Origin of the sequence: Rhizobium sp. WW22, from assembly GCF_047041135.1 — a bacterium.
GTDB lineage: Bacteria > Pseudomonadota > Alphaproteobacteria > Rhizobiales > Rhizobiaceae > Rhizobium.
This window is the reverse complement of record NZ_CP178198.1, coordinates 2,834,348-2,860,465: the sequence shown is the minus strand read 5'-3', so window position 1 is coordinate 2,860,465 and position 26,118 is coordinate 2,834,348. Positions and strand designations below refer to the sequence as shown.

17 protein-coding genes are annotated in these 26,118 nt (G+C 56.0%); 11 read left to right on the top strand and 6 right to left on the bottom strand.

The features are described from left to right. Positions 1-298: 298 nt before the first annotated feature. Entirely contained in the window at positions 299-598 is a 300-nt protein-coding gene (locus ACK83U_RS14075; protein WP_069612891.1) for a glycine zipper domain-containing protein, read from the bottom strand. A gap of 298 nt (positions 599-896) precedes the next feature. On the opposite strand from ACK83U_RS14075, the gene ACK83U_RS14070 reads away from it, so the two are divergent. From ACK83U_RS14070 to hemA, 4 genes are all read left to right on the top strand, one after another. Continuing rightward, a complete protein-coding gene (locus ACK83U_RS14070) occupies positions 897-1,385 on the top strand; it encodes a (2Fe-2S)-binding protein (protein ID WP_112336411.1) in 489 nt (162 codons plus the stop codon). An 81-nt stretch (positions 1,386-1,466) separates the two neighbouring features. Next, a complete protein-coding gene (locus tag ACK83U_RS14065) occupies positions 1,467-3,812 on the top strand; it encodes a xanthine dehydrogenase family protein molybdopterin-binding subunit (protein WP_112607745.1) in 2,346 nt (781 codons plus the stop codon). 20 nt (positions 3,813-3,832) lie between these two features. Then, positions 3,833-4,627 carry an FAD binding domain-containing protein gene (locus ACK83U_RS14060; RefSeq protein ID WP_112400530.1) on the top strand — a complete coding sequence of 265 codons (795 nt, stop codon included), beginning with the start codon at positions 3,833-3,835 and terminating at the stop codon, positions 4,625-4,627. Between the two features lie 218 nt (positions 4,628-4,845). Next, entirely contained in the window at positions 4,846-6,057 is a 1,212-nt protein-coding gene (hemA, locus tag ACK83U_RS14055; protein WP_112607743.1) for a 5-aminolevulinate synthase, read from the top strand. Between the two features lie 68 nt (positions 6,058-6,125). On the opposite strand, the gene dxr is transcribed toward hemA, so the two are convergent. Continuing rightward, positions 6,126-7,319 (bottom strand): 1-deoxy-D-xylulose-5-phosphate reductoisomerase, encoded by a 1,194-nt coding sequence (gene dxr / locus ACK83U_RS14050; RefSeq protein ID WP_112607741.1) that lies wholly within the window; start codon positions 7,317-7,319, stop codon positions 6,126-6,128. A 198-nt stretch (positions 7,320-7,517) separates the two neighbouring features. Between dxr and ACK83U_RS14045 the strand changes: the two genes are divergently transcribed. Then, complete coding sequence (locus ACK83U_RS14045; protein WP_015341356.1) at positions 7,518-7,784, top strand: BON domain-containing protein; 267 nt, start codon at positions 7,518-7,520, stop codon at positions 7,782-7,784. A gap of 350 nt (positions 7,785-8,134) precedes the next feature. Here ACK83U_RS14045 and ACK83U_RS14040 read toward each other — a convergent pair whose 3' ends face one another. Further along, entirely contained in the window at positions 8,135-9,967 is a 1,833-nt protein-coding gene (locus ACK83U_RS14040) for an AAA family ATPase (RefSeq protein ID WP_112607739.1), read from the bottom strand. Positions 9,968-11,564: 1,597 nt separating this feature from the next. On the opposite strand from ACK83U_RS14040, the gene ACK83U_RS14035 reads away from it, so the two are divergent. The 4 genes from ACK83U_RS14035 (at position 11,565) to ACK83U_RS14020 (ending at position 19,469) form a co-directional block, all read left to right on the top strand. Then, positions 11,565-13,433 (top strand): AAA family ATPase, encoded by a 1,869-nt coding sequence (locus ACK83U_RS14035; protein ID WP_412474649.1) that lies wholly within the window; start codon positions 11,565-11,567, stop codon positions 13,431-13,433. Positions 13,434-14,254: 821 nt separating this feature from the next. Then, positions 14,255-15,796, top strand: coding sequence for a hypothetical protein (locus tag ACK83U_RS14030; protein WP_412474648.1), 1,542 nt, complete (start codon positions 14,255-14,257; stop codon positions 15,794-15,796). After that, positions 15,793-18,771 carry a VPA1269 family protein gene (locus ACK83U_RS14025; RefSeq protein WP_412474647.1) on the top strand — a complete coding sequence of 993 codons (2,979 nt, stop codon included), beginning with the start codon at positions 15,793-15,795 and terminating at the stop codon, positions 18,769-18,771. The genes ACK83U_RS14030 and ACK83U_RS14025 overlap by 4 nt, the downstream gene beginning before the upstream one ends. Before the next feature lie 266 nt (positions 18,772-19,037). Next, entirely contained in the window at positions 19,038-19,469 is a 432-nt protein-coding gene (locus tag ACK83U_RS14020) for a hypothetical protein (RefSeq protein WP_412474646.1), read from the top strand. Positions 19,470-20,158: 689 nt separating this feature from the next. On the opposite strand, the gene ACK83U_RS14015 is transcribed toward ACK83U_RS14020, so the two are convergent. From ACK83U_RS14015 to ACK83U_RS14005, 3 genes are read right to left on the bottom strand one after another with little or no spacing between them, the layout of a single operon-like run. Beyond that, on the bottom strand, positions 20,159-21,334 hold the full coding sequence (locus ACK83U_RS14015; RefSeq protein ID WP_412474645.1) for a restriction endonuclease: 1,176 nt from the start codon (positions 21,332-21,334) through the stop codon (positions 20,159-20,161). A gap of 12 nt (positions 21,335-21,346) precedes the next feature. Next, positions 21,347-22,360 carry a DNA cytosine methyltransferase gene (locus tag ACK83U_RS14010; RefSeq protein ID WP_412474644.1) on the bottom strand — a complete coding sequence of 338 codons (1,014 nt, stop codon included), beginning with the start codon at positions 22,358-22,360 and terminating at the stop codon, positions 21,347-21,349. Between the two features lie 7 nt (positions 22,361-22,367). Further along, positions 22,368-22,865 carry a very short patch repair endonuclease gene (locus tag ACK83U_RS14005; RefSeq protein WP_412474643.1) on the bottom strand — a complete coding sequence of 166 codons (498 nt, stop codon included), beginning with the start codon at positions 22,863-22,865 and terminating at the stop codon, positions 22,368-22,370. Between the two features lie 109 nt (positions 22,866-22,974). On the opposite strand from ACK83U_RS14005, the gene ACK83U_RS14000 reads away from it, so the two are divergent. Continuing rightward, positions 22,975-24,267 carry a DNA double-strand break repair nuclease NurA gene (locus ACK83U_RS14000; protein ID WP_412474642.1) on the top strand — a complete coding sequence of 431 codons (1,293 nt, stop codon included), beginning with the start codon at positions 22,975-22,977 and terminating at the stop codon, positions 24,265-24,267. Between the two features lie 12 nt (positions 24,268-24,279). Continuing rightward, complete coding sequence (locus tag ACK83U_RS13995) at positions 24,280-26,112, top strand: ATP-binding protein (protein WP_412474641.1); 1,833 nt, start codon at positions 24,280-24,282, stop codon at positions 26,110-26,112. The last annotated feature ends 6 nt before the right edge of the window (positions 26,113-26,118 follow it).

Below are 26,118 nucleotides of genomic sequence, written 5' to 3'. Positions count from 1 at the left end.
CATGAGAACTTACTCAGTTTGACGTTTCCCGGGAGTTAACGCGCGGCCACCATAGAGGCAAAAGTCCCTCAGGTGTACCGTTTTGGAGTCAAAAACGGGGAAAAGATAGCCTTTTGCGGGTGAAAAGCCCGCGTTTCCAGGCGGGATTCCACATATCAGGGCCGGTTGAAGAATGTCACATCGGAGTTGTCCTTGCGGGCGCCGGTCTGGCTGCTGTTCGGACGTCAAACCCTCCGTCGCCCGAATAAAAAAATCCCGGGCTGTAGCCCGGGACCTTCCAAATGCGATGAAAAATCGATCAATAGCCGCCGTAGCCGCCGCCATAACCACCGCGATAGCCGCCGCGCGGGCAATCGTCGATGTAGCGACGTCCGTAACGATCGCGGTAGTAGCACTGGCCGGGCTGTTCCTGGACGCTGCCGATGACGGCGCCGGAGACGCCACCGATCGCTGCGCCGACTGCCGCGCCACGGACGTTGCCGGTGACCGCGCCGCCGATGATCGCGCCGGATGCTGCGCCGATGCCTGCGCCCTGTTCGGTCGGCGTGCAGCTTGCTATAGACAAGCCGACCAATGCGAGCATAAGAACTTTCTTCATTTACTCTCTCCAACGTTAGTTAAGCCGAACCCCGGCCAACGTCGTCCCAATTCTTCAGCTCCACCACGATGGGCTGTCTTTACAGTCCTGCAACAACAGAAAATATCGTGCAAAATATGATTGTCTATTGGTGGATAGCAGTTTTTTTATTGCTGAAAAAAGGCGGCGTCCTGTTTGGAGAAGAAAACAGCTTGCCGCCAGGCAGAAAATCCACCTCCTCTCTAAAGTAGAGGTTGATTGGATTGCGAAAAAGTCAAATGATGCTCCATGCCTCTGGAGGAGAGGCGAGGAGGAAAATATGGCAAAAGTGACTTTGACGGTGAACGGCCGTTCGGTCAGCGGCGAGTGCGAGGATCGCACGCTGCTTGTCCATTTCATCAGGGAAAAACTCGGCCTGACCGGAACCCATGTCGGCTGCGATACCAGCCAGTGCGGCGCCTGTGTCATCCATATGGATGGCAAGTCTGTGAAGAGCTGTTCGATCCTGGCCGTTCAGGCTTCCGGCTCCAAGATCACAACCATCGAGGGTCTGGCCGCCAATGGCGAACTGCATCCGGTTCAGGCCGCTTTCAAGGAGCATCATGGCCTGCAATGCGGCTTCTGCACGCCGGGCATGGTGATGGCATCGGTCGACATGATCAACCGCCATGGCGGCAAGCTTGACGAGAAGACGGTGCGCAGCGAACTCGAAGGCAATATCTGTCGATGCACCGGCTATCACAACATCGTCAAGGCGGTGCTTTCAGCCAATGCCGCAATGAACGCCGCCCAGCAGGCGGCCGAATAAATTCCACCGAGATCGTCTGGCTAAACGCTTGGACTGTGATCTTGGCGGATTGCCGGGCCCGGAACCCCAATGGAGGATGTGATGGGCGTTGAAGGCATTGGTGCGCGCGTGGCGCGCAAGGAAGACAAGCGATTTCTGACGGGCAAGGGGCGATACACCGACGATATGGTGACGCCGGGCATGAAATATGCCTATTTCGTCCGCAGCCCGCATGCGCATGCAAAGATCAAGAGCATCGATGCGTCAGCGGCACTCTCCATGCCGGGCGTGATCGGCGTGCTCGATGGCAAGCAGCTGCTTGATGACGGCATCGGCAATCTGATCTGCGGTTGGATGATTCATTCCCGCGACGGCTCGCCGATGAAGATGGGCGCATGGCGGCCACTGGCGGTCGATACCGTGCGCTATGTCGGCGATGCCGTCGCCATCGTCGTTGCCGACAGTCTTGGCGAGGCACGCGATGCGGCTGAAGCCGTAGCGGTCGATTATGAGGAGCTGCCTGCCGTCGTCGAGGCGGTGGACGCGCTGAAAGCCGGCGCGCCGCAGATCCATCCGGAGGCGGCAAACAACCTTATTTTCGACTGGGAGCTTGGAGACGCGGCAGCGACCGACAAGGCGATCGCCGAGGCCGCGCACGTCACCGAAATCGAGATCCACAACAACAGGCTTTCGCCAAATGCCATGGAGCCGCGCGCCACGCTCGGCATCTATGATGCCGCCGAAGACCACTATACCTGCTACACCACAAGCCAGAACCCGCATGTGGCCCGGCTCGTCATGAGCGCCTTCTATAATGTCGCGCCGGAAAACAAGCTGCGCGTCATCGCGCCGGATGTCGGGGGCGGCTTCGGCTCGAAGATCTATATCTATCCGGAAGAGATTGTCTGTCTCTGGGCGTCGAAGAAGACCGGCGTGCCTGTGAAATGGACGGCCGACCGCACGGAGGCCTTCCTCACCGATGCGCATGGTCGCGATCATGTTTCCAAGGTCAAGATGGCCTTCGATGCGCAAAATCGCATGACGGCCCTGAAGGTCGACACGATCGCCAATCTCGGCGCTTATATGTCGCTCTTTTCCTCGGCGGTGCCGACCTATCTCTATGCGACGCTGCTGTCGGGGCAATATGCCATTCCGGCGATCCACGCCAATGTCCGTACGGTTTATACCAATACCGTGCCCGTCGATGCCTATCGCGGGGCAGGGCGGCCGGAGGCGACCTATCTGCTGGAGCGCACGGTGGAAACGGCGGCGCGCGAACTCAGCGTCTCGCCGGCGGAACTGCGGCGGATCAACTTCATACGCTCGTTCCCCTACCAGACGCCCGTGATCATGAATTACGACGCCGGCGATTACGAGGCTTCGCTCAACGCGGCCATGCAGCAGGCCGATTGGGCCGGCTTTCCGGCCCGCAAGGCGGAAGCCGCCCGTCGCGGCATGAAGCGCGGCATCGGCATGAGCTGCTACATCGAGGCCTGCGGCATCGCGCCCTCGCAGGCGGTGGGATCGCTCGGGGCAGGCGTCGGCCTCTGGGAATCGGCAGAGGTGCGGGTCAATGCGGTCGGGACCATCGAAGTGCTCACCGGATCGCACAGCCATGGACAGGGGCATGAGACGACGTTCGCGCAATTGGTCGCCGATCGCCTCGGTGTGCCGATCGACAGCGTCTCCATCGTCCATGGCGATACCGACAAGGTGCAGATGGGCATGGGCACCTATGGTTCCCGTTCGGGCGCCGTCGGCATGTCCGCCGTCGTCAAGGCGCTCGACAAGGTGGAGGCGAAGGCAAAGAAGATCGCCGCCCACCTGATGGAGGCCGACGAAAGCGATATCGTCATCGAGAACGGCGAGTTAAAGGTCGCGGGCACCGACAAGACGCTGCCCTGGTTCCAGGTGGCGCTCGCCTCCTATACCGCGCACAATCTGCCCGCCGGCATGGAGCCGGGCTTGAAGGAAACCGCCTTTTACGATCCGGCGAACTTCACCTTCCCGGCAGGCTGCTACATCTGCGAGGTCGAGGTGGACCCGGAGACGGGCAAGACGGAGATCGTGCAGTTCGTGGCGGCCGACGACTTCGGCAATATCATCAATCCGATGATCGTCGAGGGACAGGTGCATGGTGGCATCGCGCAGGGCATCGGCCAGGCGTTGCTGGAAGGCGTGCATTATGACGAGAACGGCCAGCTGCTGACGGCGAGCTTCATGGACTACACCATGCCGCGCGCCGACGACCTGCCGTCCTTCCAACTTTCGCATCAGAACACGCCGTGTCCGAATAATCCCCTAGGGATCAAGGGATGCGGCGAGGCGGGCGCCATCGGCTCGCCGCCGGCGCTGATTAACGCCATTACCGATGCCATCGGCAACAACAGGCTGAATATGCCGGCGACCCCGCTCAAGGTATGGGAAGCGGCACTGGCCACGGCCTGAAACGAGAGGAGGATAGGACTATGTATGCAACGAATTACCATCGCGCCTCCTCGGTCGACGAAGCCGTCAAGCTTCTGTCGAACACCGACGAGGGCAAATATGTCTCCGGCGGCATGACGCTGATCGCCACCATGAAACAGCGTCTGGCGTCGCCGAGCGATCTCGTCGATCTCAGGCATATCCCTTCGATCAAGGGGATCCGCGTCGATGGCCGCAGGGTCACGATCGGAGCGGCGACCACCCATGCGGAGGTTGCCTCCTCTGCCGCCATCCGCGCGGTCTGTCCGGCGCTCTGCGACCTTGCCGGCATGATCGGCGATCCGCATGTCCGGCATATGGGGACAATCGGCGGCTCCATCGCCAACAATGATCCGGCGGCGGATTACCCCTCGGCGATGTTGGCGCTGAAAGCCACTATCGTCACGGACCGGAGGCAAATCGCGGCCGACGATTTCTTCCGTGGCCTGTTTGAGACGGCGCTGGAGGGGGCTGAGCTCATTACCTCCATCGCCTTCGACGCGCCGGAGCGTGCAGGCTATGCCAAATTCCCCAACCCCGCTTCGCGCTATGCGATGACGGGGGTCTTCGTCGCCAAGGGGGCAGGTGGGGTGCGCGTTGCCGTCACCGGTGCCGGTGCGGACGGCGTGTTCCGCCATGCCGAACTGGAGCAGGCGCTTGCGGCGAACTGGCTGCCGGATGCGGTTACGGGCGTAACGGTCGATCCGTCATCGTTGCTTTCCGACCTGCATGCAACGGCCGAGTATCGCGCCAATTTGATCAAGGTCATGGCCAAGCGTGCCGTGGCTGCGGCATAGATTGCCGCAAATAAGCTCGGAGCGGTGGGGTTTACCCGCCGCTCCGGAGAGAGTGTTTCCAGCATGGTTTCGATTGTCAAATTGATGTGATTGGCTATTCTTGTCTGGAATTGTTCAAAATTAGGGGCCATTTGCCGCAGCGGGCGCGAAAGCAATGCGGAGGGGTTGACGTGTGATCCGGCATTCTCGAAAACGGTCGCACGGTACTGGAGCATATGATGGATTTCGAAGCATTTTTTAAGGGCGAGCTGGAAGGTCTTCACAATGAAGGCCGCTACCGGATCTTCGCAGATCTGGAACGCCGCAGTGGCAATTTCCCCCGCGCTATCAGGCATACCCCGAACGGCCCGCAGGAAGTGACCGTCTGGTGCTCCAATGACTATCTTGGCATGGGTCAGCATCCGAAAGTGATCGAGGCGATGAAGCAAGCGATCGATCACTGTGGCGCGGGTGCGGGAGGCACCCGGAATATTTCTGGCACCAACCACTACCATGTTCTGCTCGAGCAGGAGCTTGCCGATCTCCACGGCAAGGAATCTGCGCTGATCTTCACCTCCGGCTACATCTCCAATTGGGCGACGCTCGGCACACTCGGCGCTCGCATTCCCGGCCTCATCATCTTCTCGGATGCGCTCAACCACGCATCGATGATCGAAGGCATTCGCTATGCGAAGTGCGACAAGGTCATCTGGAAGCACAATGACCTGCACGATCTCGAAGCCAAGCTGAAGACGGCCGATCCGAAGGCGCCGAAGCTGATTGCGTTCGAGAGCGTCTATTCCATGGATGGCGATATCGCCCCCATCAAGGAGATCTGCGATCTCGCCGACAAGTATGGCGCGATGACCTATCTCGACGAAGTGCATGCCGTCGGCATGTACGGCCCGCGCGGTGGCGGCATTGCCGAGCGCGAGGGATTGATGGATCGATTGACCGTCATCGAAGGCACGCTCGGCAAGGCATTCGGCGTCATGGGCGGCTATATTGCTGCTTCCACCGCGCTCTGTGATTTCATCCGGTCGTTTGCGTCAGGCTTCATCTTCACGACGTCGCTGCCGCCGGCTCTGGCCGCGGGTGCCGTCGCCTCGATCCAGCACCTCAAGGTCAGCCAGTTCGAACGCATGCGCCATCAGGATCGCGTGCGCAAGCTGCGTGCGCAGCTCGATGCGGCCGGCATTCCGCACATGCCGAACCCGAGCCATGTCGTGCCGGTGTTGGTCGGCGATGCGGCCAAGTGCAAGTGGATTTCGGATCTGCTGCTCGACGCCGGTGTCTATGTCCAGCCGATCAACTATCCGACAGTGCCGAAGAAGACCGAGCGTCTGCGCATCACGCCGACGCCGCTGCATTCGGATGGCGATATCGAACAGCTGGTCGGTGCGCTGCATGCGCTGTGGTCACGCTGTGCGCTCGCAAGGGCCGTTGCGTAAGGGACATTCCTCTTTCTGCCGAGCCACTGGTGGCCTCTGCCAAGCTGCTGTAAATCGTAAGCTTATACTTACGCAGCTTTCTCCCGCTGGGCTACGAGCACGGCAGCGCGGCTGCGCGCCTCGGCGTCCGCGGCAAAGACGGCATCCATGGCGTCGGCGCTGCCGGTCGCAATCATCTCGTCCATGACGGCTTCGGCGATATCGGCCATTTCGAGGAAGCCGATGCGGCCATCGACGAAGGCGTGGAAGGCGATTTCCTCGGCCGCATTCATGATCGCGCCCTGAAGGCCGCCGCGCTCCAGTGCGGTGCGGGCAAGGCGCAGCGCCGGGAAGCGAACCTCATCCGGCGCTTCGAAATCGAGTCGGGCGAGCTTGGCGAAATCTAGGCGGTCGACGCTGAGCTTCGTGCGGGCGGGGTAGGTGAGCGCGTAGCCGATGGCGGTGCGCATGTCGGGACAGCCGAGCTGCGCCAGAATGGAGCCATCCGTGTAGCCGACCATGGAATGGATGACGGATTGCGGGTGGACCACGACTTCGATCTGATCGGGGCGCACGTTGAACAGGTGCTTGGCCTCGATCATTTCAAGCGCCTTGTTGAACATCGAGGCGCTGCCGATCGAGATCTTGAAGCCCATCGACCAGTTGGGATGGGCGCGGGCGATTGCCGGCGTGACGTTGGCCATCTGCTCCCGCGTCCAGGTGCGGAAGGGGCCGCCGGATGCGGTCAGGATAATGCGTTCGACCGCGTGCTGCTGGTCGTCTTCCAATGCCTGGAAAATGGCGCTGTGTTCGCTGTCGACCGGGATCAGCCGTCCCCCGCCCTCAGTAACGGCGCGCACGAAGAGATCGCCGGCGGAGACGAGACATTCCTTGTTGGCGAGCGCGATATCGGCGCCGCGGCGCGCGGCCGCCAGCGTCGGGGCAAGACCGGCGGTGCCGACGATCGCCGCCATCACCCAGTCCGAGGGCATCGAAGCGGCTTCGATCAAAGCCTTCTTGCCCGCGCCAACGGCAATGCCCGACCCGGCGAGCGCATCCTTCAGTTCCTGATAGCGTTCTTCATTGGCCGTCACCGCAAAGGCGGCGCCGCAGGCCTTGGCCTGCTCGGCCAAAAGCTCGATATTGTCATGCCCTGTGATGGCGGCGATATCGAAGGCATCTCGTCCGCCAAGCTGGGCGATGACGTCGAGCGTGTTCTGGCCGATGGAGCCGGTCGAACCCAATATCGTCAGGCGCCGACGCGCCTTGCTGGCGGTGTTCATTCAGGTATCCGCATTTGCTGCTATTCCTTCAAGGCTCTACAGGGGATTGCCGGGAGCGGCAAGTCCGGAGCCATGCAACCGATTCTCCGCTGCCACACGCGGAAAGCGAATGCGCAATTAGTCATATTTTTTTCAATCTCCATTGAACCAAATGCAAACTGCCGCGTTTTCCGACCACCTGAGTGCGGAGGGCGACGAATGGTTTTCAAGGCGGCAACGTTTCACGGTATGGAGCTCTATCTGGAAAACGAGCAGGCCAGGCGCTCGGCGCTGGAATCCGCCGTTGCCAATGCGCTCGCCGTTGCCGGCGGAATCGATGCTTCCGATGTCACCGTGATCGCGGCAGGCCAGGAAATCCGCCTGCACGGTTCGGTCGCGACTTACCAGGAGGTGAAGCGGGCAACCGCAGTCGCGGAGTCCATTCCTGGCGTGCGGCTGGTGAGGAATAGGATTGCGGTGGGGTGAGCACAAGCCTCAATCATTGTTCGTCCTGCGTCCGGTAGGGATCCGACGCGCATTCCATTGTCGGGGATACAATGCCGCTGCATATTACTCTTGTTATGTTATAACGGACCATCGGGTCAATATCGTGGTCACGTCGCCAATATCGGAGCGCTCGCGGTTTTACACACGCATTGATGCTAAAAGGCTTTTTCCGGCGCGAACGGTTGAGTTTTACAGCTAAGTACTTGCACCGTAGGCATTAGATAGAGCTTCCCAAGCTGATGCTCCTCATTCAGACCTGATTCGCAGAAAGAGCCTTCATCGCCGAACAATAAGCAGCAGATAACCATCTCTGGCCCCTCTAAAAAATGCTAATGCTGGTTGGAAGATACAAGGCCGGCGACGTAGTCTCGAAGTGGCGAAAGCGCGTCGCTGTTGTGTTCAATTATATGCTGAAGAAGAAAAAGAGAGTCATCCTTCTTATTAAACGGTGCCCGATACTCGGACAGTACACCACAAGCATAATCAATGAGATTCGCGGCATCTACGTGTGTGAGCCAATCTACATCACCAATATCATCGGCCCACTCTTTAATTCGAAATTGTTGAGTCTTTGCGGCATCCTCCAAGCTCTGTCGAACGTGAGCAAGCGTCACCTTGCCTTCTGAAACGGGGTCCTTTCGGACTATGAACGCCGCGATTGCTGCGGGGTCGACAAGGTAGCATTCGAGGTGCCGCCTAGGCAGAAATTGTAATAAGCCGCCCGAGTCCCTGCGCATTTTCTCTTTCTCAGAAACTGTGAGCTTTTCCGTGTCGAAGCTAAATGCGACGGACACGATCAAATTGGCAGCCGCAGCGCTCAACCGTTTATATACTTCATACACGATGGCCGGATCGCGCTTATTTGAATTGAAGTCGCCTGTCGCCGCGACCGAGGTAAAGATCGTTCCGCGAGGAAGTGGACCGATGAGCTGCTGATAAAGGTAAGGAAAGCACAATTCTTCCGTTGGGCCCTCTACCCAAATCACCCGTTCGGCCGCAAATACATCAGCCATCGAGACGCCCAGATGCTCCGCTACCTCGCGGAATTTTCCAACTTCTGCAAGATTCAGCCGCTCAATCGACGACTCATACCCTACTCGCTTTACAAGCTGAATCGTCTTCGGATTGGCAAAGCCGATAACTTCCGGAGCATGGGTCGAGATGATATATTGATGATCTGCGTATCGCGCCTGTAGAATTCGAAGAAGGGCCTTAACGGCAGCTGGGTGCAGGAAGCTATTAATTTCGTCGATTATCACAACCGCATTATCCAAAGTCATTATAGCCGTTAGCAAGGCTATCACCTGGGAAACGCCGGTTCCGCTCGAATTGAGAGGGAAGCTTAATTCAACTCGTTCCATTGCCTCGGTTGGCCAAACGCGCACTTCAAGAAAATTATTTTCTGGTTTTGTTCGAGTGCTGATATTTCCGACGGTAGGAAATATCTCACGCAGGTGGTGGATGAGTTGACTAAATGTATCCCCTCGCTCAGCGGCTAGCATAAGCAAAATATTTGGCAGATTGCTCGCATTAGGAACTAGGCGATTTGAATACCCCTGAGGCGCTTCCCCTACGGTCATGCGCTCTGGCGCGAAATAGAACATGTCACGGCTCCAGGCGCTAAAAAGCAACCCTGGCAAAGTGTCAGCATCACTAACTTGGAGCGAGGTTTGGATATCTCCACCTACCGGCGTCGCTACTGCACACAGCCGCGTTCCCCCCGTATTTTGAAAAGCCTCAAAGAGGCCATGGGAGGGGTAGTCCGCTAAAAAGGATTGCTGCGGGCGGTGAGTTACACGCAGGAAAAGATTGTTGCTCTCGAAGATGCGCTTCAATAGGGCGGGTCCATCTGGTGGAGGCGCGCCCTGTCGCACGGGAAGGGGGAAATATTGGGGACCCCCAGAACGCAAGATCCAGTCTTTGATCTCAGGTCCGCTCACATCAAGCGTCAGATTGATCTCAGGGCTTGCTAAAGTGTGTGTCTCGAATCTCGCAGGTGTCCTGTGGCGATCATCAGCGAGGATAGGTAGCAATGCGCGAAGAAGCGCACTCTTACCCGCATTGTTTTGACCTATAATGAGATTGATGCCTCCTTCAAATTCAATATCCCCCGAATCGCTAAATGACTGGAATCCTTTAATCCGAGCTCTGACGAGACGCACGCTTTCCTCCGAACCCTCACGTTGACGTATTGGCAGCAGTTGAACATCGCCGACAATTAAAATCTACAATAACTTGTATCTTGATCGGACGTCTTCGCGGGACGATACCCCAACTTTTTCAAGTCGGTCGCAAATAGGATGCGTCACGCACGCATCCGCAATTGATTGCGGGAGCAGTTCGCTGACAACGCACCCGACATAGCTTAGAAATAACAGAGACCTACGTGAAGCGCACTCAAACGATCTCACGTGAAGGTCACCTCTCACGTTGCGGTTAATCCGCCAGTCTCTGGCAAACGCGACCGGCTGTCTTTAAAATCGCTTGGACACAATTCCAAAAAGCGCGGCGCGCTCTCCGGCAATAAGTCGATTTCATGCGCCAATCATGCGACATCGAATTCCCGCTAACCTCAGAAAATGCCTGAACTGCTGGAATGGCGCATGAAAAGCGGGTCAATAATAATGTAAGTTATTGAAAATAATGGTGATCTCGACGCGATTCGAACGCGTGACCCTCAGATTAGGAATCTGATGCTCTTTTGTTACCGGGAAGAGAGTTACCGCATATTACCGGTAACAATGTTTCCACTACTGAGTTTGCCGTTGTCATGCGGAGCGGCGCGCCCCAAACTAGCGCTGTAGCCGATCCGCATGACTTGCTCAGGCCGTTATTGTTTGGCGGATGTCTAGCGCGGCTTCATGCTTTTATCCACATGCATTGAGACTTGCTCCTAACCGCCCGCGGAAGCGGGCGGCTTTGAGGCGCCGATCGCGCGATCCCTCGCGAGGTAGTTGGTTTCTGTGGCCGAGGCCCAAGCCAACAGCTTGATTGAAAAGTCAGGCGCTACCCTGGCTCTTTCGTTTTTGAACCCTGGCGCGTGGGTGACGCGCAGTTGGCCTATCGTTAATGCTCGTGAAGCAAATACCCCATCCATACGCATCGGTAGGTGGTAGGAAGCGCACGCTCCGGGATTCAATATACTCGATCAAAAATTGGCGGGTTTCGGGTTCAACTGTAGGCTTATCAGCTTCGATTCGTCTGATCGTCATGGTGCCTAGGTTCGCGTCTTTGCCGAGCCCAGCTTGGGAGCGGTCGAGACCTACTCGTGCGGCTCGAATCAGCCGAGCCGGCAGCAACCCTTCAGGTGGCCTCAAGCATTCGATTACGCTCCATCCGGTCGTCAGCTCAGTGGGGGGGAGCAAAAGGATTCCGCGTGTTTGAAAGTGGTCCACGAGTAGCTCCTGCCGGTCTAAGCTGGATGATGGATCACTGGCCTCCACTCTCTGTATGGCGCGCGGGTCAAGACTTAGCTCAGACGCCAGCGCCTTCTGGCTTACGCCAAGAAGCTCCCTAGCAATCCTAAGCATCCGCGGCGGTATCCTCATAAGGACTGAATGTCATCCATGGCGCCCTGAATCAAATCGGTTGACGCCGGGATCGAAACGGCGTCTACAAAGATCGAAAAGACGACATAAAGGAGCGATCTAAAGCGAATCCTTGGCGCCCAATTTTCGAGAACTGCCTGGAGGGCGTGGATGGCGCCTCTGATTCGCTGCCAATCCGGTCGCTCATTTCGCCACTTCAACCGCAAGGGATGTGACAGTGCATCATCAGCTAGATGGCAGAATCTTCGCCGACGTGAAAAGCAATCCGCCAAAGTTCCTTATGCTTTGCGCGCTTCGTCATGCCCTTCGAGCGACCGAGCAGTTTAAGAGTGACGCGAAGGGGATCATCGTTTGCATCGTCGATAAGGCGTGGATTTGGCATGCGAAGGCCGCGGCCAATGTCCTTATGACGGGCGGAAAGGAGCAATCCCTCTACGACGACTTCCGTCGCCCCGTGCACATAATTGGGGAAACACACCGGCGTGCTTCGTCGAAAGGAATCGAAGATGTTGCTGTGTTTCGGCCGGAGCATCAGGTCATATACCTCGCGTCTTCTTTGGACGGCGTAAGACGCTCTCTCCAGCTAGCCGCTGATGTGATTGTTAGGATCGCCCCACCAACGGCGAGGCACATAATCGCCGCGCGTAAGCTGCTAGGGGTGCAGGACATCGATTTTTCTCTTGCAGAATCGATCGCAAACCAGCCGGCGGAAATCGTGATAGGGCTAGCAGTAAGGCACTCCTTGGAGGGGCTGGATGTTTCTACACTGGAAAAGCCTGCAACAGTAGCCTCTATTAATTCTCCCAGCCTTTCAGAACTGCCGGGATTCGGTCCTGCGCGAGCCTGGGTAAACTCGATCAAGCGAGATGTCGCCGATTGGCGAGAGGATGTGATTCCCTGGTCGGATGTCGATCGGGGGATTCTTCTCATGGGCCAACCCGGAACGGGGAAAACTCTATTCGCAACCGCGCTCGCTAACGAGCTGGGGTTCGATCTCGTTTCGACATCAGTAGGGGCATGGCAAGGTTCGAGGAACGGATACCTCGGCGATATGTTGGCCGCTATGTCAAAGTCTTTCGCCGATGCGACGTCGCGGCGCGGCGCCGTATTGTTCGTAGATGAGCTCGATGCAATCGGAGACCGTGCCACCATGCGCGGAGACCACGCCTTTTATGAAGGCAATGTAATCGGCAGATTTCTTGAGCTGACAACGTACGCGCTTGAACAGCCCGGAACAATTGTGGTCGGGGCGACGAACTATGGTCATTTGATCGACGACGCTGTGCTGAGATCTGGGCGCCTCGAAAAACACGTCTACCTCGAGCTGCCGGCGGATGAAGAACGTGCGGAGATTCTCTCTTATCATCTGAACCACAGCATTTCGGTCGAAGATTTACGCGAAGTTACAGACAAGTTGAGGTTGGCTACGCCGGCGGATCTGGAGAAACTCGCCCGTTCAGCAAAACGAGCGGCACGTATCCACAAGCGGCAGGTTACTCTTTCGGACATCGACGCGGCACTTCCAGCGAAGATTCCTCTTCCAGAGGACGTAGTTCTTCGGATCTGTGTGCATGAGGTCGGGCACGCGCTCATGGCAATTGAATCGGGCACTGCTGACATCATAAGCGTCAAGGTGGAGTCTCACATGATCCAGGGCGAGGAGGTGCAGGACGGCGGGCGGCTGCAGTACAAGATGCGCAATGAGGCACTGCCGACTGAAAAAGATTTGCTGGCGAAGATTCGTATCATGTTGGGCGGTACGGCTGCCGAAGAGGTTGTTTTCGGCAATCGATCGATTGGGGCCGGCGGTGTAGAAGGAAGCGACCTCGATCAGGCCACTCGACTGGCCTATCGCTTCGCTGGAAGCTACGGGCTGGGGAAATCGCTGCGGTATCATGTCGGTGCGAAGCGTATTGATGGCTCCTTCCTACCGGCCGTCGAGCTTCGATCCGAGGCCGATGCGATCCTGGCACGCGAGTACCGTGCTACAAAGGAGATCCTCAGTAAAAAACGCGTCCATCTAATGCAGTTGGCTGCGGAACTGGTCGTCGATCGTCAATTGCTCATCGAAAAAGTTTGAAGACGGGCGACGTCGGTTGTGACGAACCCATTCCGCCAACCGGAATACTAGCGACGTCAAAAATTGAGGGAGGTCTGTTTGGATTTCATCGTGTACTGCCATGAGATCATGCCAGGCTCCGAGGTGGGTCTACATTTCGCTCCGACGCTCGAGCAGTCAAAATCCGATTTAGAGGTATATAAGGCTGCCTTCCTGGGGATGAACCCCGAGGGAGAGCCGTTGGGCCACTTAGCGATCTATGAGATAGTTTTGCGGATACCTGACATCGGCCTGATGATTGACATTCTCAATTCCCCTCCGTCTGTCTTCGCGATGTGCCTAAAGAGCAAGAAGCTTGTAGCATAACGCAAAGAGTTGCTCGTGCGCCCCGGATTATCCTGTGGATAACGCCAAATGTTCGTCAACCGGGAGTCCTTCGAAGCCCCTCGGGGAATCCTGTGACAGGCAAGCTTGAGAGCGCCAAAGCTTACTGCGTCCTAGAAAGGACTCAGCGCTAAAACAATCGCGAGCGTTGTCTTCGCCTGCGCCCTGGTAACATGTTGAAATTTTGCTGGAAACGCGTCGCAGAGAAAGGATTCGAGCTGTCACCTACATCACTGCTCGCACTACCCAGTGGAAGCTGAAAATCGTCTTCACGGCTGACCGGCCAACGCTTCGCTCGCGCTCATCTTGACCGTTGAATGCCGCCCTGGTTCCCTCGCGTGCACGGATAGGCGCCAGCAACGCTTGATCCCGAGGACGGGACGAAGAGCGCTGAGGGGCAGTTAACGAAATTTCAGCGGCCACCATTTTCGGTCACGCTCTCAGTCAGGAGAAGACGCATGCGTCGGCGGTCAACGAGGTCAACGGTGGCAATAAGCAGTAAGGGCTTCGAACACACGAGACATCACATCGTGCTGTGGCAGCCGGTCCATTCGTCTTCGAAGAGACGGTATCCAGCGCTTATTATTCTCGAACCGCTCGTCCCAGGAACGCACCAGTTTATCTACGTCGACTTTCTGCTGTTGTATTTTGACGGGAATGACGACCGAAGCTCGGAATGGATGCTGCTCCGATCCAGGATATTGGGGCTACTGATAGATTTCACAATCGAGTTCGCCAGTAACTTGGAGAGGTACGTTCGGCGCTACCCCGATGGCGACGCTAAAAGGTATCTATTAAAGGCATTCGCGAAAGCGCTGGTTCGAGGCGTCAGGTTGCCAGGCCTGACTGATCATGGACCGCTCGTTTGGCGCGGCAAAGGGAAGACCGAAGCTAAGAAGCTCTTAGGCGCCTTGAGCGATTGTCTGAAATGGTCTGAGGGCAGAGGGCACCTCAACGGTTGGTCAGATGCACTAAAGAGTCAACGTTTCCGCGACCCATTGTACGGCGCCCAGTCTGCGCATCAACAAATCAAGAATAACGTCGACCTGCTCTCCTACATCGACAGAGTTCGCGACAAACCGATTGAGAGTTTGGCCGACGATATACCAGCCCAGAAACCGGCACCGAAGTTTAAAGCGTTTCCCGAGGAGTACGTCGTGCAAATGGCCTTTAGCGGAATAGGAGATATCGTAAACAAAGGCGTTACGGCTCTTCTGCTTATGGCCGTGATCATCTTCTTCGGCGGCAAGAGAAAGAGCGAGCCTCTACATCTTTGGACGCAGGACGTGCAGTTCGTAGACGGGATGGTTTGGATCTTCTTCCATGATCCCGCGGAAAGTAAAGTCACTGACAGGCATAATCGATTGCGCTCGCGAGCAGACGTCCTGGGCGACTTTGGTTATGCCCCACGAAACGTAGACGATGGGAGGCTCCACGCCGGCTGGAAAGGCATGGCCGCCGGCGCAACCCTGCAATGGTTGCCATTCCCGGACGACGTCAAAAGGTGGATCTCATCGTTGTTTTGGACGTACCTTTATAAGGTGCGGCCGGCATTAATGAAGCAGCGGCGGGCGCTCGCTCTCCCTGATCATCCCTTTTTGCTCGTGGGTGATGAGCAGTCAGAAGACGTGGGAGGGCCCCTGACTAAACCTGCTTTCGATAGCGCATGGCGATCGGCTGTCAGAACAATCTGCCAGGACACTGGGGATCTCAGACTCACCTACGGCAGGGATTACGGTACGACGCCCCATGGTGGCAGGCATTTCTATGCCCACTCTATCCGAAACTACGACGAAAAAGGCACGCTTCTGCAGCGATGCCTCCATCACCTAAGCCCATTTTCTGGTCTGCCTTATGGCGAACCGACGGCACAAGAGGTTTCGGATGCACTATCAGGCGCCGCTAATAGGGAAAACCAAGCTAGAAGCCGTACGGTAGCAGAGGCGCTCGCTGCGCAAAAAGAAAGAAGCCGTGCCAGATACAGGAGATCGGGCCCATGACGGCGTCACTCTGCGACGAAGGTGCGATTTTAAACAAAGGAGTAAGCCACTTCAATCGCGATCGGAATGGACCGGTCGAGCCGGTTATCCTGGAGGCTATAAATTTTCTTCTCGGACTTGGACGCAATCGGCATCTTGATGATAAGGCGACCGCGGCTATCGATCTGATCGCTTCATCCGGTTGCTGCCTCTCGCCCAACCTTTTTCACAGCAAGCTAGGAGGATTCACCAACGCCGAAGTTGTCGTGCGGCTAGTAAAAGCTTCCTCGTTCGGCCGTAAACTTGTAGCGACGCTTCGGAAGGTCGGGCTGTTCTCTTTCTTAAACTTGGCTACCGATCCGATAAAGAGCGAGCGTCTTCTTCATCGCGTCCTGGCGGTAGCTTGTTTCTCATCAACGGCGCCCAGCCGATCGGAGCATCATCTTTCAGACCTGATGCTAGCGGTCTTGGATTGGTATCGCACGGGAGACGGGCTTCGATTTCGCGCAGAGGTCTGGGGAGCCGACGAGATTGGCCCACAATGCGTCCGAGAATTCGCACGGGCTTGTCACCGTCAATTCGGGGACGTCGCTTTCCTGAGTAAGGCCGTGAATACGCGCCGAACATACGGTGGATCCCGTACCTGGGCCGAGATTGAACGAAATGCAACTGCGAATGAGCGTCAATTACTTTCGCTAATAGAGAAATTTCGCGCGCACGAAGGAATTGGACGGCACAACACCCAGCAATTGGCGATGGATCTCTTGAATTGGCTAAATACCGATTGCCAAGGTGCGTCGATCAAAGATCTGATCTTCGGGTCGCAGACGAAAGGCAAGCGGTTCTCAACTTACCTATGCGACCGGCGAGGAAATGCAACGGATCACGTCCTGAACCAAGTAAACCGGGCAATCCGATTTTCTCAATTCGCGCTGGAACAATTTCAGACACGTGCCGCCGGCCGGATTCTTGTCGACCTCGTTGATCCAGACGAGAGTGACTGGACCAGAAAGAAGCGCGGTAGGCGAAGCACCACAAAGAAACATATTGAGTCGACGTCGAATCCGCTGCCTTCGTTCCTGTTCGATCTGGCCCTCGAATTACTGCAGGAAGGTGAAAGTGGCTGGCCTGGTAGATGTGGCTACTTTAATGAGCGGGTCCTTGTGAATGGCGAGATGCGTTCAATTTATTGCCCGGTCATGCCAAGCCTCTTACTCGCGCTTATGTTTCTCCCGCTCCGTCAAGCGCAGATGAAGCGCCTCGACAGCGGCGAGGGCGACACAATGATGTTCAACGGTGACACTCTTACGTGGAGTGAAAACAACAGCGTACATGCTGGGTACTGGAAGCGTAAGGCTCGCGGAACGAAGGTTAAGCATGTGCCTCATTTTGGTTACGCGAAGCGCTACGAACAGGTGGTGCCAGAGATTACTGGGTTCTCTGTCACCACAAACAAGACCGGCGATCCCTACGACATTCCATGGCAGCATCAGGAACTGCATAAACTTCTCTGGCAACTGCGTACTTGGCAGCAAACTTACAATCCGGTATCCGAGCCGACGCCACCAGAAAAATATGTTGATGACGAAGAGAAGTTGACGCGTTCGGCGCTTGAGAAAATGCCGCCGGCGTTTTTGCTATTTCGTATGCCGGCGAGTAACAGGAGCAAACGATACAACCAACCGCCATCGTCTAGCGTTCTCAGCAAGGCCTGGGCATTTGTGATGTCGGAAGTTGAGCGCCGATGGAATGCTGCCAATCCAGAACATCAAGCTCAATTTGTGTCGTACCAGGAAAGAACCGGGCAGCCTCAGGCGAGCGATTATAACCTTCACGGCCTTAGGGCGCGAGGCCTCACCATCCTTCATGAGCAGAACGTGCCGATCGAAATTATAAGCAAGGTCGTCGCGGGACACGCGTCAGTTACGATGACGATCTATTATCTGCTCTTTCATCCCTCTCGCATCAATGAACTACTTGAAAAGTCTAGGGTGGAGGGCCGCGTGAGCCGGCAAGACGCACTCATTCGAGATATGAAGGTCTTTGGTGTAGAGCAGGCCCGGCGAAATACCACCTCACTTGAGCACGATGCAGTCGAAGCGGCCGTCAACGTTGCCAACAAGCTTCCCTGCTCGCATGTAGGGATAGGCTTCTGTCCGTTCAGTGGAACTCGTTGTAGCGATGGTCGACTTCTGGAAGGCGGCAGCGGAAGGGGCAAAAAATACACCTTCCCGGAAGGCGGTGCACGGAATTGCATTATGTGCAGGCATTTCGTCACAGGACCAGCATGGATCGAGGAACTGATATTTTTCGGTCGACTTCTATATGTGCGACGCGAGAACGCTTGCGAACGTCGGACCGGCTTGCAAAATGAAATCAATGCGCTCTCTGAACAAAAGAAACGAGGGGAGATAACTCGAGAATACCAGCACGCCACATCGCAAGTCTTATATAATAGGATTGATGAGATTGGCGCTGAGATCGAGCTACTTGATAGAGCCAGTTTTAATGTTCAGCGATTGGTAACTGCATGTTTCGCTATCCTTGAGGAAGACGAACACCAACTCTTGAAAGAACCCAGCCTAATTGCGAGTGATCTCACTTCCATGGAAGAATACATATCGCCCATGGAAGATGCCAACGCCCTGGCATTGGCTGCTCGGTGGTATCCTTTGCTTCTTGACGAAAAGGTCGAAAGCAGCAGCCGTAGGTATCTTGATTTAGTCACGAACTGGGCGGGCCAGATCCCCTTGAGCCTGATGGACGACGTCTCTGAGCCGCAGCGACAGCGCGCCTACGATGATCTTCGCAGACTGATGGCGGCGGGGTTGTCTCGCCAGGATATGACCGCGATTTCAGAAGGGAAGCTTCGCGTACGCGACGTACAGCTCGATAAACAGGTCCGAGACCTGATCCAACAAAGCATCATCACCGCTGTCGAAACTGCTCGCTTACCCCGAAAAGCGCAAGCACGTGTCGGAATCGCCACGGCATGACAAAGCGTAAGGAGAATGTCATACAAGCTGCCGTAAGAGAGTCAGACTTGTTGATCGAGAGTCTTGAGCTAGAGTTTGCTAAGAGACAAGGGCCGAGGCGATCCGATAGGCAGATTAAAAATAACATACTCATCCGAGATGTTTGCTTACGCATGCTTATGCGCCGCTCGCCAGTTTATCCAAGTGCCTCAGCTATCTCCGAAGAATGTGGGTTACTGAGTAAGCAGCCGCCGGCGCCCAGGAGCATTAATAACCGATACGCTGGGATGCACCGCATTTGGCGCAATGCTTTCGAGGAACTGCTCTCTGGCGCCACGGCGCCAATCATAAGTGAGACCGGCGATTTTGAAGGATACGACCGGTCCCATATGACAGGAGACGATAGGCGACTTACCGATGACCTGATCCGAGCTAACCATAGTTTGCGGCATAAAAACAACGTGCTCCGCCAATTCATTGCGGAGAACGTGCCATTACGAAAGGCGCCAGAGCATGGGGAGGATGACTTGGTGGACGAAGTTGAACACTTCCTGCAGACTGTACTCATTGCCGGCTTTGAACTCGATGACCTCGCACTTCGTACAACCCGACGAGTTCCTTCGGGCGCAATCGTAATGGAAAGAAGTCTTTTCGACCGCTTGCAGGACATCGTCGACAGCCGCAACAAGGGCTCAAGAGCAGCCAACCTGCTTGATTGACGTCGTGACGATTGGTGTCCACGAGAGGATTCGAACCTCCGACCCCAGGATTCATACCACTTCGGCTTTCGCCGCCGCTTCCGCGTTCGTGGTCTGGACTGTCCCTTCACCATGGGCATCAAGCCGTTAGGTGCCGCCCGTCCAGTCTCTACACACTTCCCCGGATTTCTCTGGGGCTTGGCTCGGGATTGGCATGCTGAAAGACCAGCGAAGCGTCCCCCGACTTTGAGCGGAATGATTGTATAGGTTTCCCAGTACAACCCCCAATTGAGGAATCCTGTGCTCTATCCTGCTGAGCTACGTGGACCCACAGGCATTTTGCTCGACCTGGATAACCGATCCGATGGTGCCGAGCAACTTCAAAATTGAGCTACAAGCTGGCGAAATTGAAAAACCCCGGACGCCCCAAGGGAGGGCGCTCCAGATGCAAACCTACCTGAATCCCAGAATTTCGAAGACCTGCCGGTTTTGATCGCGGTTGTCTTTTATCGCCCGGTCAAGCATTTCGCAGAGACGCTTAACTTCCTTGTGGCTGGCAGATGCAGCTTGTAGGTCATCGAAATCTCCGAGCATGTCGGCTACCGTGACTCGCAGGGCATGCCCGCAGGCACTCACTGTTTGGATTGACAGCTTAAGATTCCGAATCAAGCGTCCAAGCTCGTCTTCCGAAAGCATTTAAGAAGGCCCTTTCATAACGTTGCGGCGAACGATCGCTTAAGCCACGCATCGACCTCTCCAGCCGTTGGGTAGCCTGTACGTACCAGCAACGCTGCGATATCCACCGCAGCGAGCACAAGTATGGGGTGCTGATCGTCCTTGATTTCCTTATAGGCCTGCTGATCGACGTAACCCGTTGTAACGAGGACGCCGAACTGCCGGTGCCTCAGTCTGGAGATTAAACGCGACATATCCCGCACACCTACGGCATGGTTCAAAGCGTAACATTTGGCTTCGATCGCGAAGTCTACGAGGATTGCACTGTCGCCGGAACCGATACGATATTGACCGACACCATCGCGTCCTCCGTCTCTTGAACGCCTTGTCACGTCCAAAGAGGTTACGTCTGGCAGCATCATTCTGACCAGCTCGGCAGCGCAAGATTCGAACCCGTGTGGATCATCAGCAAAGAACCGGTGTATGGCGCCGACAATCTCGATGTGAGCAGCAGTAGAGGGCACTTGTTCCTGACGTCGCCGATGCTGAATCGTCCTGGGCGCGAGCAAAGGGGTTATGCGCCCAGTCTCCACCCATGTCCGCCACTCCGGTGGAGCGTCAGCATCACTTCCGGAGCCGGCGATTATTCCGGCTAGCCATCGTCTCGGGACTGAAGCCACGCGCAAGATTGTGAAGCGTGCACGGTAGTTTTGGAACCTGCGGTCATCACGTGTCCTCCATAGGGCAACCAAGTCCTCCATGCCAGACTGGCCAACAGTCCCAGGGACTGCAAGGCCCAGGAACGTTACATCACGCCTGAAGCCGGCCGACGAGAATACGAGAATTGGGGGAACGCATTCACGACCGGCCCTCCCACGTTCAGCATTCGCAAACACACGCTGCAGGATCTCGTTCCCGAACCGTGGAGTGTCGTGCAGCTCTCGACCAGGAGTTTTGTTATCGCCGTAGTAAGTGTAGATTCCCGTTTCGCGATCCAGGGCGTCCGGCCAGTCTGGATCTCGCTTATTGGACGTTAGCGCAACAAGCTCAAGTCGGTCGAGGCGTCCTCGATAGCGGAAGCCGCCTCCTGTGCTGACGCCTATAAGACTCGGTAGTGGATCGTCCCCCGCGCCGCCGCGCCTCCCTCCCTGGTATGTGGCATCTACAATGAGATCACTGCTCGCTATCTCGTCTACCGTGAAGACCCGCATACATGCATCTCGCTAAGCGGCGAGGTCGATATGCGCGCCGGCCTTGAGGCGCGGGGACCGGTCACCAACTGCTCCGGAGGCTCCATTGACCAGCGACGTCACGACGGCCTGCATTACTGGAGGGCAAACCCCATTTCCAAGGAGCTTGACGCGATCGCGCCTTGAGCCTCGTTGAAGCACCGCCTCGCAAGGGTAGCCCATTGCTCTTCGTAGCTCCGATACCTGCAACATTCGGAAAGTAGCAACTCCATCTACCCACCGAACGAGACCGAACCGGTCTACCGTAGTCAATGTGCGCAATGGCCGGTTTAGCGTCTGCCAGCCTCCGGCGCGATCTGAACCATAATAGACGACAAGGAAGTCCTGCCGTTCCCCAAGCTCCTTCATCCCTCGCGCTACTCTCGCCATTGTGTTTTCAGAGAGGCGTCCTCCGAAGAGATCTCTCGCCTTCCATGCAGAGACGTCGTCGAGTATCTCGAAGGCGGTTGAGCAATCTCCGGATCCCACTATCTTCGCGGGCTTCCTTTGCCTGTCCCCTACGATGAAGAGCCGTTTCCGTGTTTGAGGAACTCCAAAATCTGCAGCATCGAGCATTTGTGTACGGAGGTGGTAATGGAGAGATAGCTCCTCCATAAGCTCCTGGAACCCGTCCCAGCGCTTCATGCCAGAGACATTCTCCAGCACTACCCATCGAGGCTCAAGTTCTCTTACGAACGGCATTACGAACCAGCCTGAGCGTCGACTGTTTTCGTCTCTGGGCTTGGCACCCCTTGCAATTGAGTGATGCGTGCATTCTGGAGACGCGATTAGCAAGTCGACTTTGCCAATTCCTTCGAAGATTTCAGGGCCGGTGCGATCATCCAGGATCGTGTTGACGACCTTGGCGTCCGGGAAATTGTCGCGGTACGTCGAAGCTGCCGTCTCCCATCCGTCGACTGCGCCGACCATTTCGATGCCAGCCGCACGGGCGCCTAAGCTGCTTCCGCCGGCACCACAGAACAGGTCTATCCCTCTGAAACTACTCAAAAATCACCTAAATTGATCCGCCCGAACTCGCTTTTTCCTCGATGTTGCCAGGCTTCCCGCCGTAGGGCAACCCTTGAGCGATTCTTTTCTTGATGCGCCTTATACAGTTCGACGGACTTTTTCTTATTTGGTGCTCCCAAATGCGGAGGACTTGCCAGCCCGCAGCTCTAAGCAGGCGACGGTTCTGGGCGTCGCGGCGGATGTTTTTCTTAATTTTCGCTTCCCAAGGCTCGGACAGCTTCAGACGCCACTCCTTGAAGCGATAACCATGCCAAAAATCACCGTCCACAAAAATGCAAAGCGAATGTTCAGCCAGTACGAAGTCGGGACGTCCAGGAAGCGAGCGAACATGGGAGTCAAAGTTGACGCCGAGATCATTCAACATGACCTCGATTAACCGTTCGGGTCCCGTGTCTCTGCCGCGAATCCTGCTCATGACGCGACTTCGGGTTTCCGCGCTCATGATGTCTCCGCGATGCAGGCGTTGGACTGTCTTCTTCGCCATTCGGTTCTCCGGGATGATTTTCAGGCAAGCAATCGTCTTGCTTGTGAGATGTCTCAAACGCTGGTTGAACTCTTCCAGGAACAAGCTAACTTGCCCGCCAGGGGGAATGATGGCCGAAGAAGAGATAAGAGATCGGATAGAGCTGCGCATCAGTCAGGGCGACTTCCTGGCGAACATGCTTTACGTCGCACGGCATCAATCAGAAGACACCCAGACAGCGTTTGTTGCGAAATTATCTGCAATAGCCACAACCGTCAGGGCTCTACTCGAAAACAACGATCTTCTGCGAAGCATTACATATGATCCTAACACCTACTGGCCAACCAGACGTGGTAAAGCCTATTCCTTCGTCGACGGTGGCGTCGCAAGCATCGACCTGCCTTCTGCGGCGCCGATCGGAATTCGAGTAGGGTCTTACACCGTAAGACCCGGCGATGAGTCGGAGAACCGCGAGCGGTTCAATATCGAGCTCGCCCTGGTCGACGATCTGTTCAGTGATTCGGCGTTTCTGTTCGATGACGACTTCGTTGACGTCGCGAAATTGCGCGATGTTGCAAGAATGGCCAGCGAAATATCGGCTGGCTACCGGCTCGCAAAGCAGACTGGCGGCGAGAAGGTGGATGCGGTGATCCTCCACGGGCCCTTGATCAATCCTGTCGCTCCATATGGACTTGACGACTTTCCAGCATTTGGACTCGAGGCTTGTAACACGTTTCTCGACGATCCGAGCTGGATCGGAGATGAACGCGACCGACAGTTTGTCAGTATTTACCTGAACCTTCTCGAGCGCCTCAGGGCAACGGGGACACCCGTTGTCGGCGCCGTCGAGCGTTCCATCGGCAAGGATCCGGTTCTATTGCGGCGAATCCTTGATCGGCTTCAAGCAGAAAAGGTTTTGAAAGAGCGGGATGCCAGTAGCCTTGAGCTAGAGATCCGGTCCTACGGGCTCAACGACTCTTCCCTTCTCGACGTCGTCTTGCGCGAAGGAGAGTACGTAACGCCTATCCCGGTCATGCGTCAGGGTCCAGAAAGCAAGTGGCCTGAAGGATGGAAGCGGGCAATCCGAGACTACCCGAACGCCCTGACCACCTACCTGAAACCTTCGGAGGCGGTGATGCCTTTCCGCATAGAAGGTTTTGAAGGGGCCAAGGAGTTTGAGGAAGTTGTCGAGCTGATCCTGAATACTAGCCGTCTTCTGCCTTCCTATGGTTTCCCCGTTGGCCTCGACATCGCAGATCGCTTTGCGAAAGTTCCATCGTGGCTTAGCAGGGGGGTCAAGGGTCAGCATCAGGTCGTCTTGCTTCGCAGAGCCATAGAAAGCGGTGATCCTCGGACTATCGCTTTCGCAAAACGTGTGCTTGCAGCCAAAGGCCGCGACTGGTTATTTCGTCCGACGGTTTGAAAAGGTAGATAAATGACAAGCTCCCCAGCATCAGTGGGCGCCAGCACTTGGCCACGCATAGGCACCGTCGTCGGGGAAGCATCGACCGGCCGATACAGTTTCATTCTGAAAAGCATGGAAGCTAAGCTCGGTGACATCGTGGCCACTCGAGTTGAGGTGCCGGTTTCGCGCGCTGGGAATAAGGATGTCGCAACCGTCTGGGGTCGCATCATTTCCATCGATCGCTTCAATCCGTTTTTTCCTGCCGAAGCAGCTCAGGAACTTGCTAATGAAAATATCAGGTTCTTAGACACTGTCCTCTCAGGTAGCCGAGATCATCTGGAGGCAGATGTCCTGATCCTGGGAACTACATTCGGCGACGATCCCGGCGCAGCCCAGTTATCACCACTAACATATCCGGTGAAACCCTCCGCCGAAGTGCTTTATCCGTCAGCCGATGCAATCAGGAAACTGTTGACAGGCGACGACGACAAGACGGACCCGCCTCCGCCAAAACTGCTGGTCGGAAGCCTTATTGCCAGAGCAGATGTCGAGGTAAGCCTCTCCGCTCGCGACATAGTCTCACGTCATCTAGCCATTTTGGCGATGACCGGAGGAGGCAAGACGGTTGCCGCGCGGAGGATTATCCGAGGATTGATCGACCTTGGGTATCCGCTCGTAATTTTCGACCCGCATGGTGACTACTTGGGCTTCTACGAGAAGCGAGACAAATTTCCGAACACGAAGGTGCAAGTACTCTACCCAGTTATTCGTGTCAGGCGGGATAATGTTAGCATTATTTCCGACCTGATCGACAAGATGGGTAAGCGGTTAACCGATGCGCAGCAGCAATTCTATTTTTATCTGCTGAACAGCACACCGCTGAAGGATGGTGAGACGGCGTCGTCATTTTTGAAGCGGATGATTGGCCATGCGGAAGCGGTGTCGGCCAAGAAGCGGGGAAAACAGAAGGACGATCATGAACTTGCGGACGAGCTTTCCGATACTAGGTCTGGCACCATAAACGTCGTAAAGCGCTCGCTTGAATTTGTGCTCGCGAATCTCGGACAAATGGAATCAAACAATTCGCGACTGCGCGAGCAACCAAGGTTTAAAAACTACAGCTTCGAGGAGATGCCTGATCCTTCAGATAGTCCCGATGAGATTGTTGCGCCGCGTACGGTGTCAATATTCTATCTGGCGGGATACGATCACCTAAATCAGTCCGCAATAGTGAGCATGGTGCTTGAAGCGCTCTTTGCGCATCGTTCTACTTTGTCAGGGATTATTCCTCCTTTTCAGGCCATTATCGAGGAAGCGCACAACTTCATTCCGAGCCGGCAGGAAGGCACCGACGAGACGCCTTCGCTGCCGACAATACGCAAGGTCATCACGGAAGGTCGAAAATTTGGTACCGGCCTCATCTTGATTTCACAAAGACCGTCCCGCCTGGATGAAACCACACTAGCTCAATGCAACAGCTTCCTTGTTCTTCGGCTGGTGAATCCGCGTGACAAGAGCTTCGTAAGGTCAGTGATGGAGAACCTGTCGGAGGCTGACGCCAACGTTTTGCAAGCATTCGGACGAGGGCAAGGGATAGTGTCCGGGCAAGCAGTCAGGTTCCCTCTTCTTGTGCAGGTGAGCTTTGACGCCGATCTCGTGAGCGACGCGATTGGGGACGAAGACTTCATCGCTGAGGCGAGCAAATGGAAGCCTAACGCTCGACGCGAAGCGAACGCGACGGCGGTAAAGACCGCGCTGGAGCAGCCTAGCAATCCCACAAAAATCGATGAAACCGGTCGGGGTGCGAGAAAATCTCCACGGACCAGACCTGGTAGACGAAGTGTCATCAAACCCGAATACTAGGGTCGG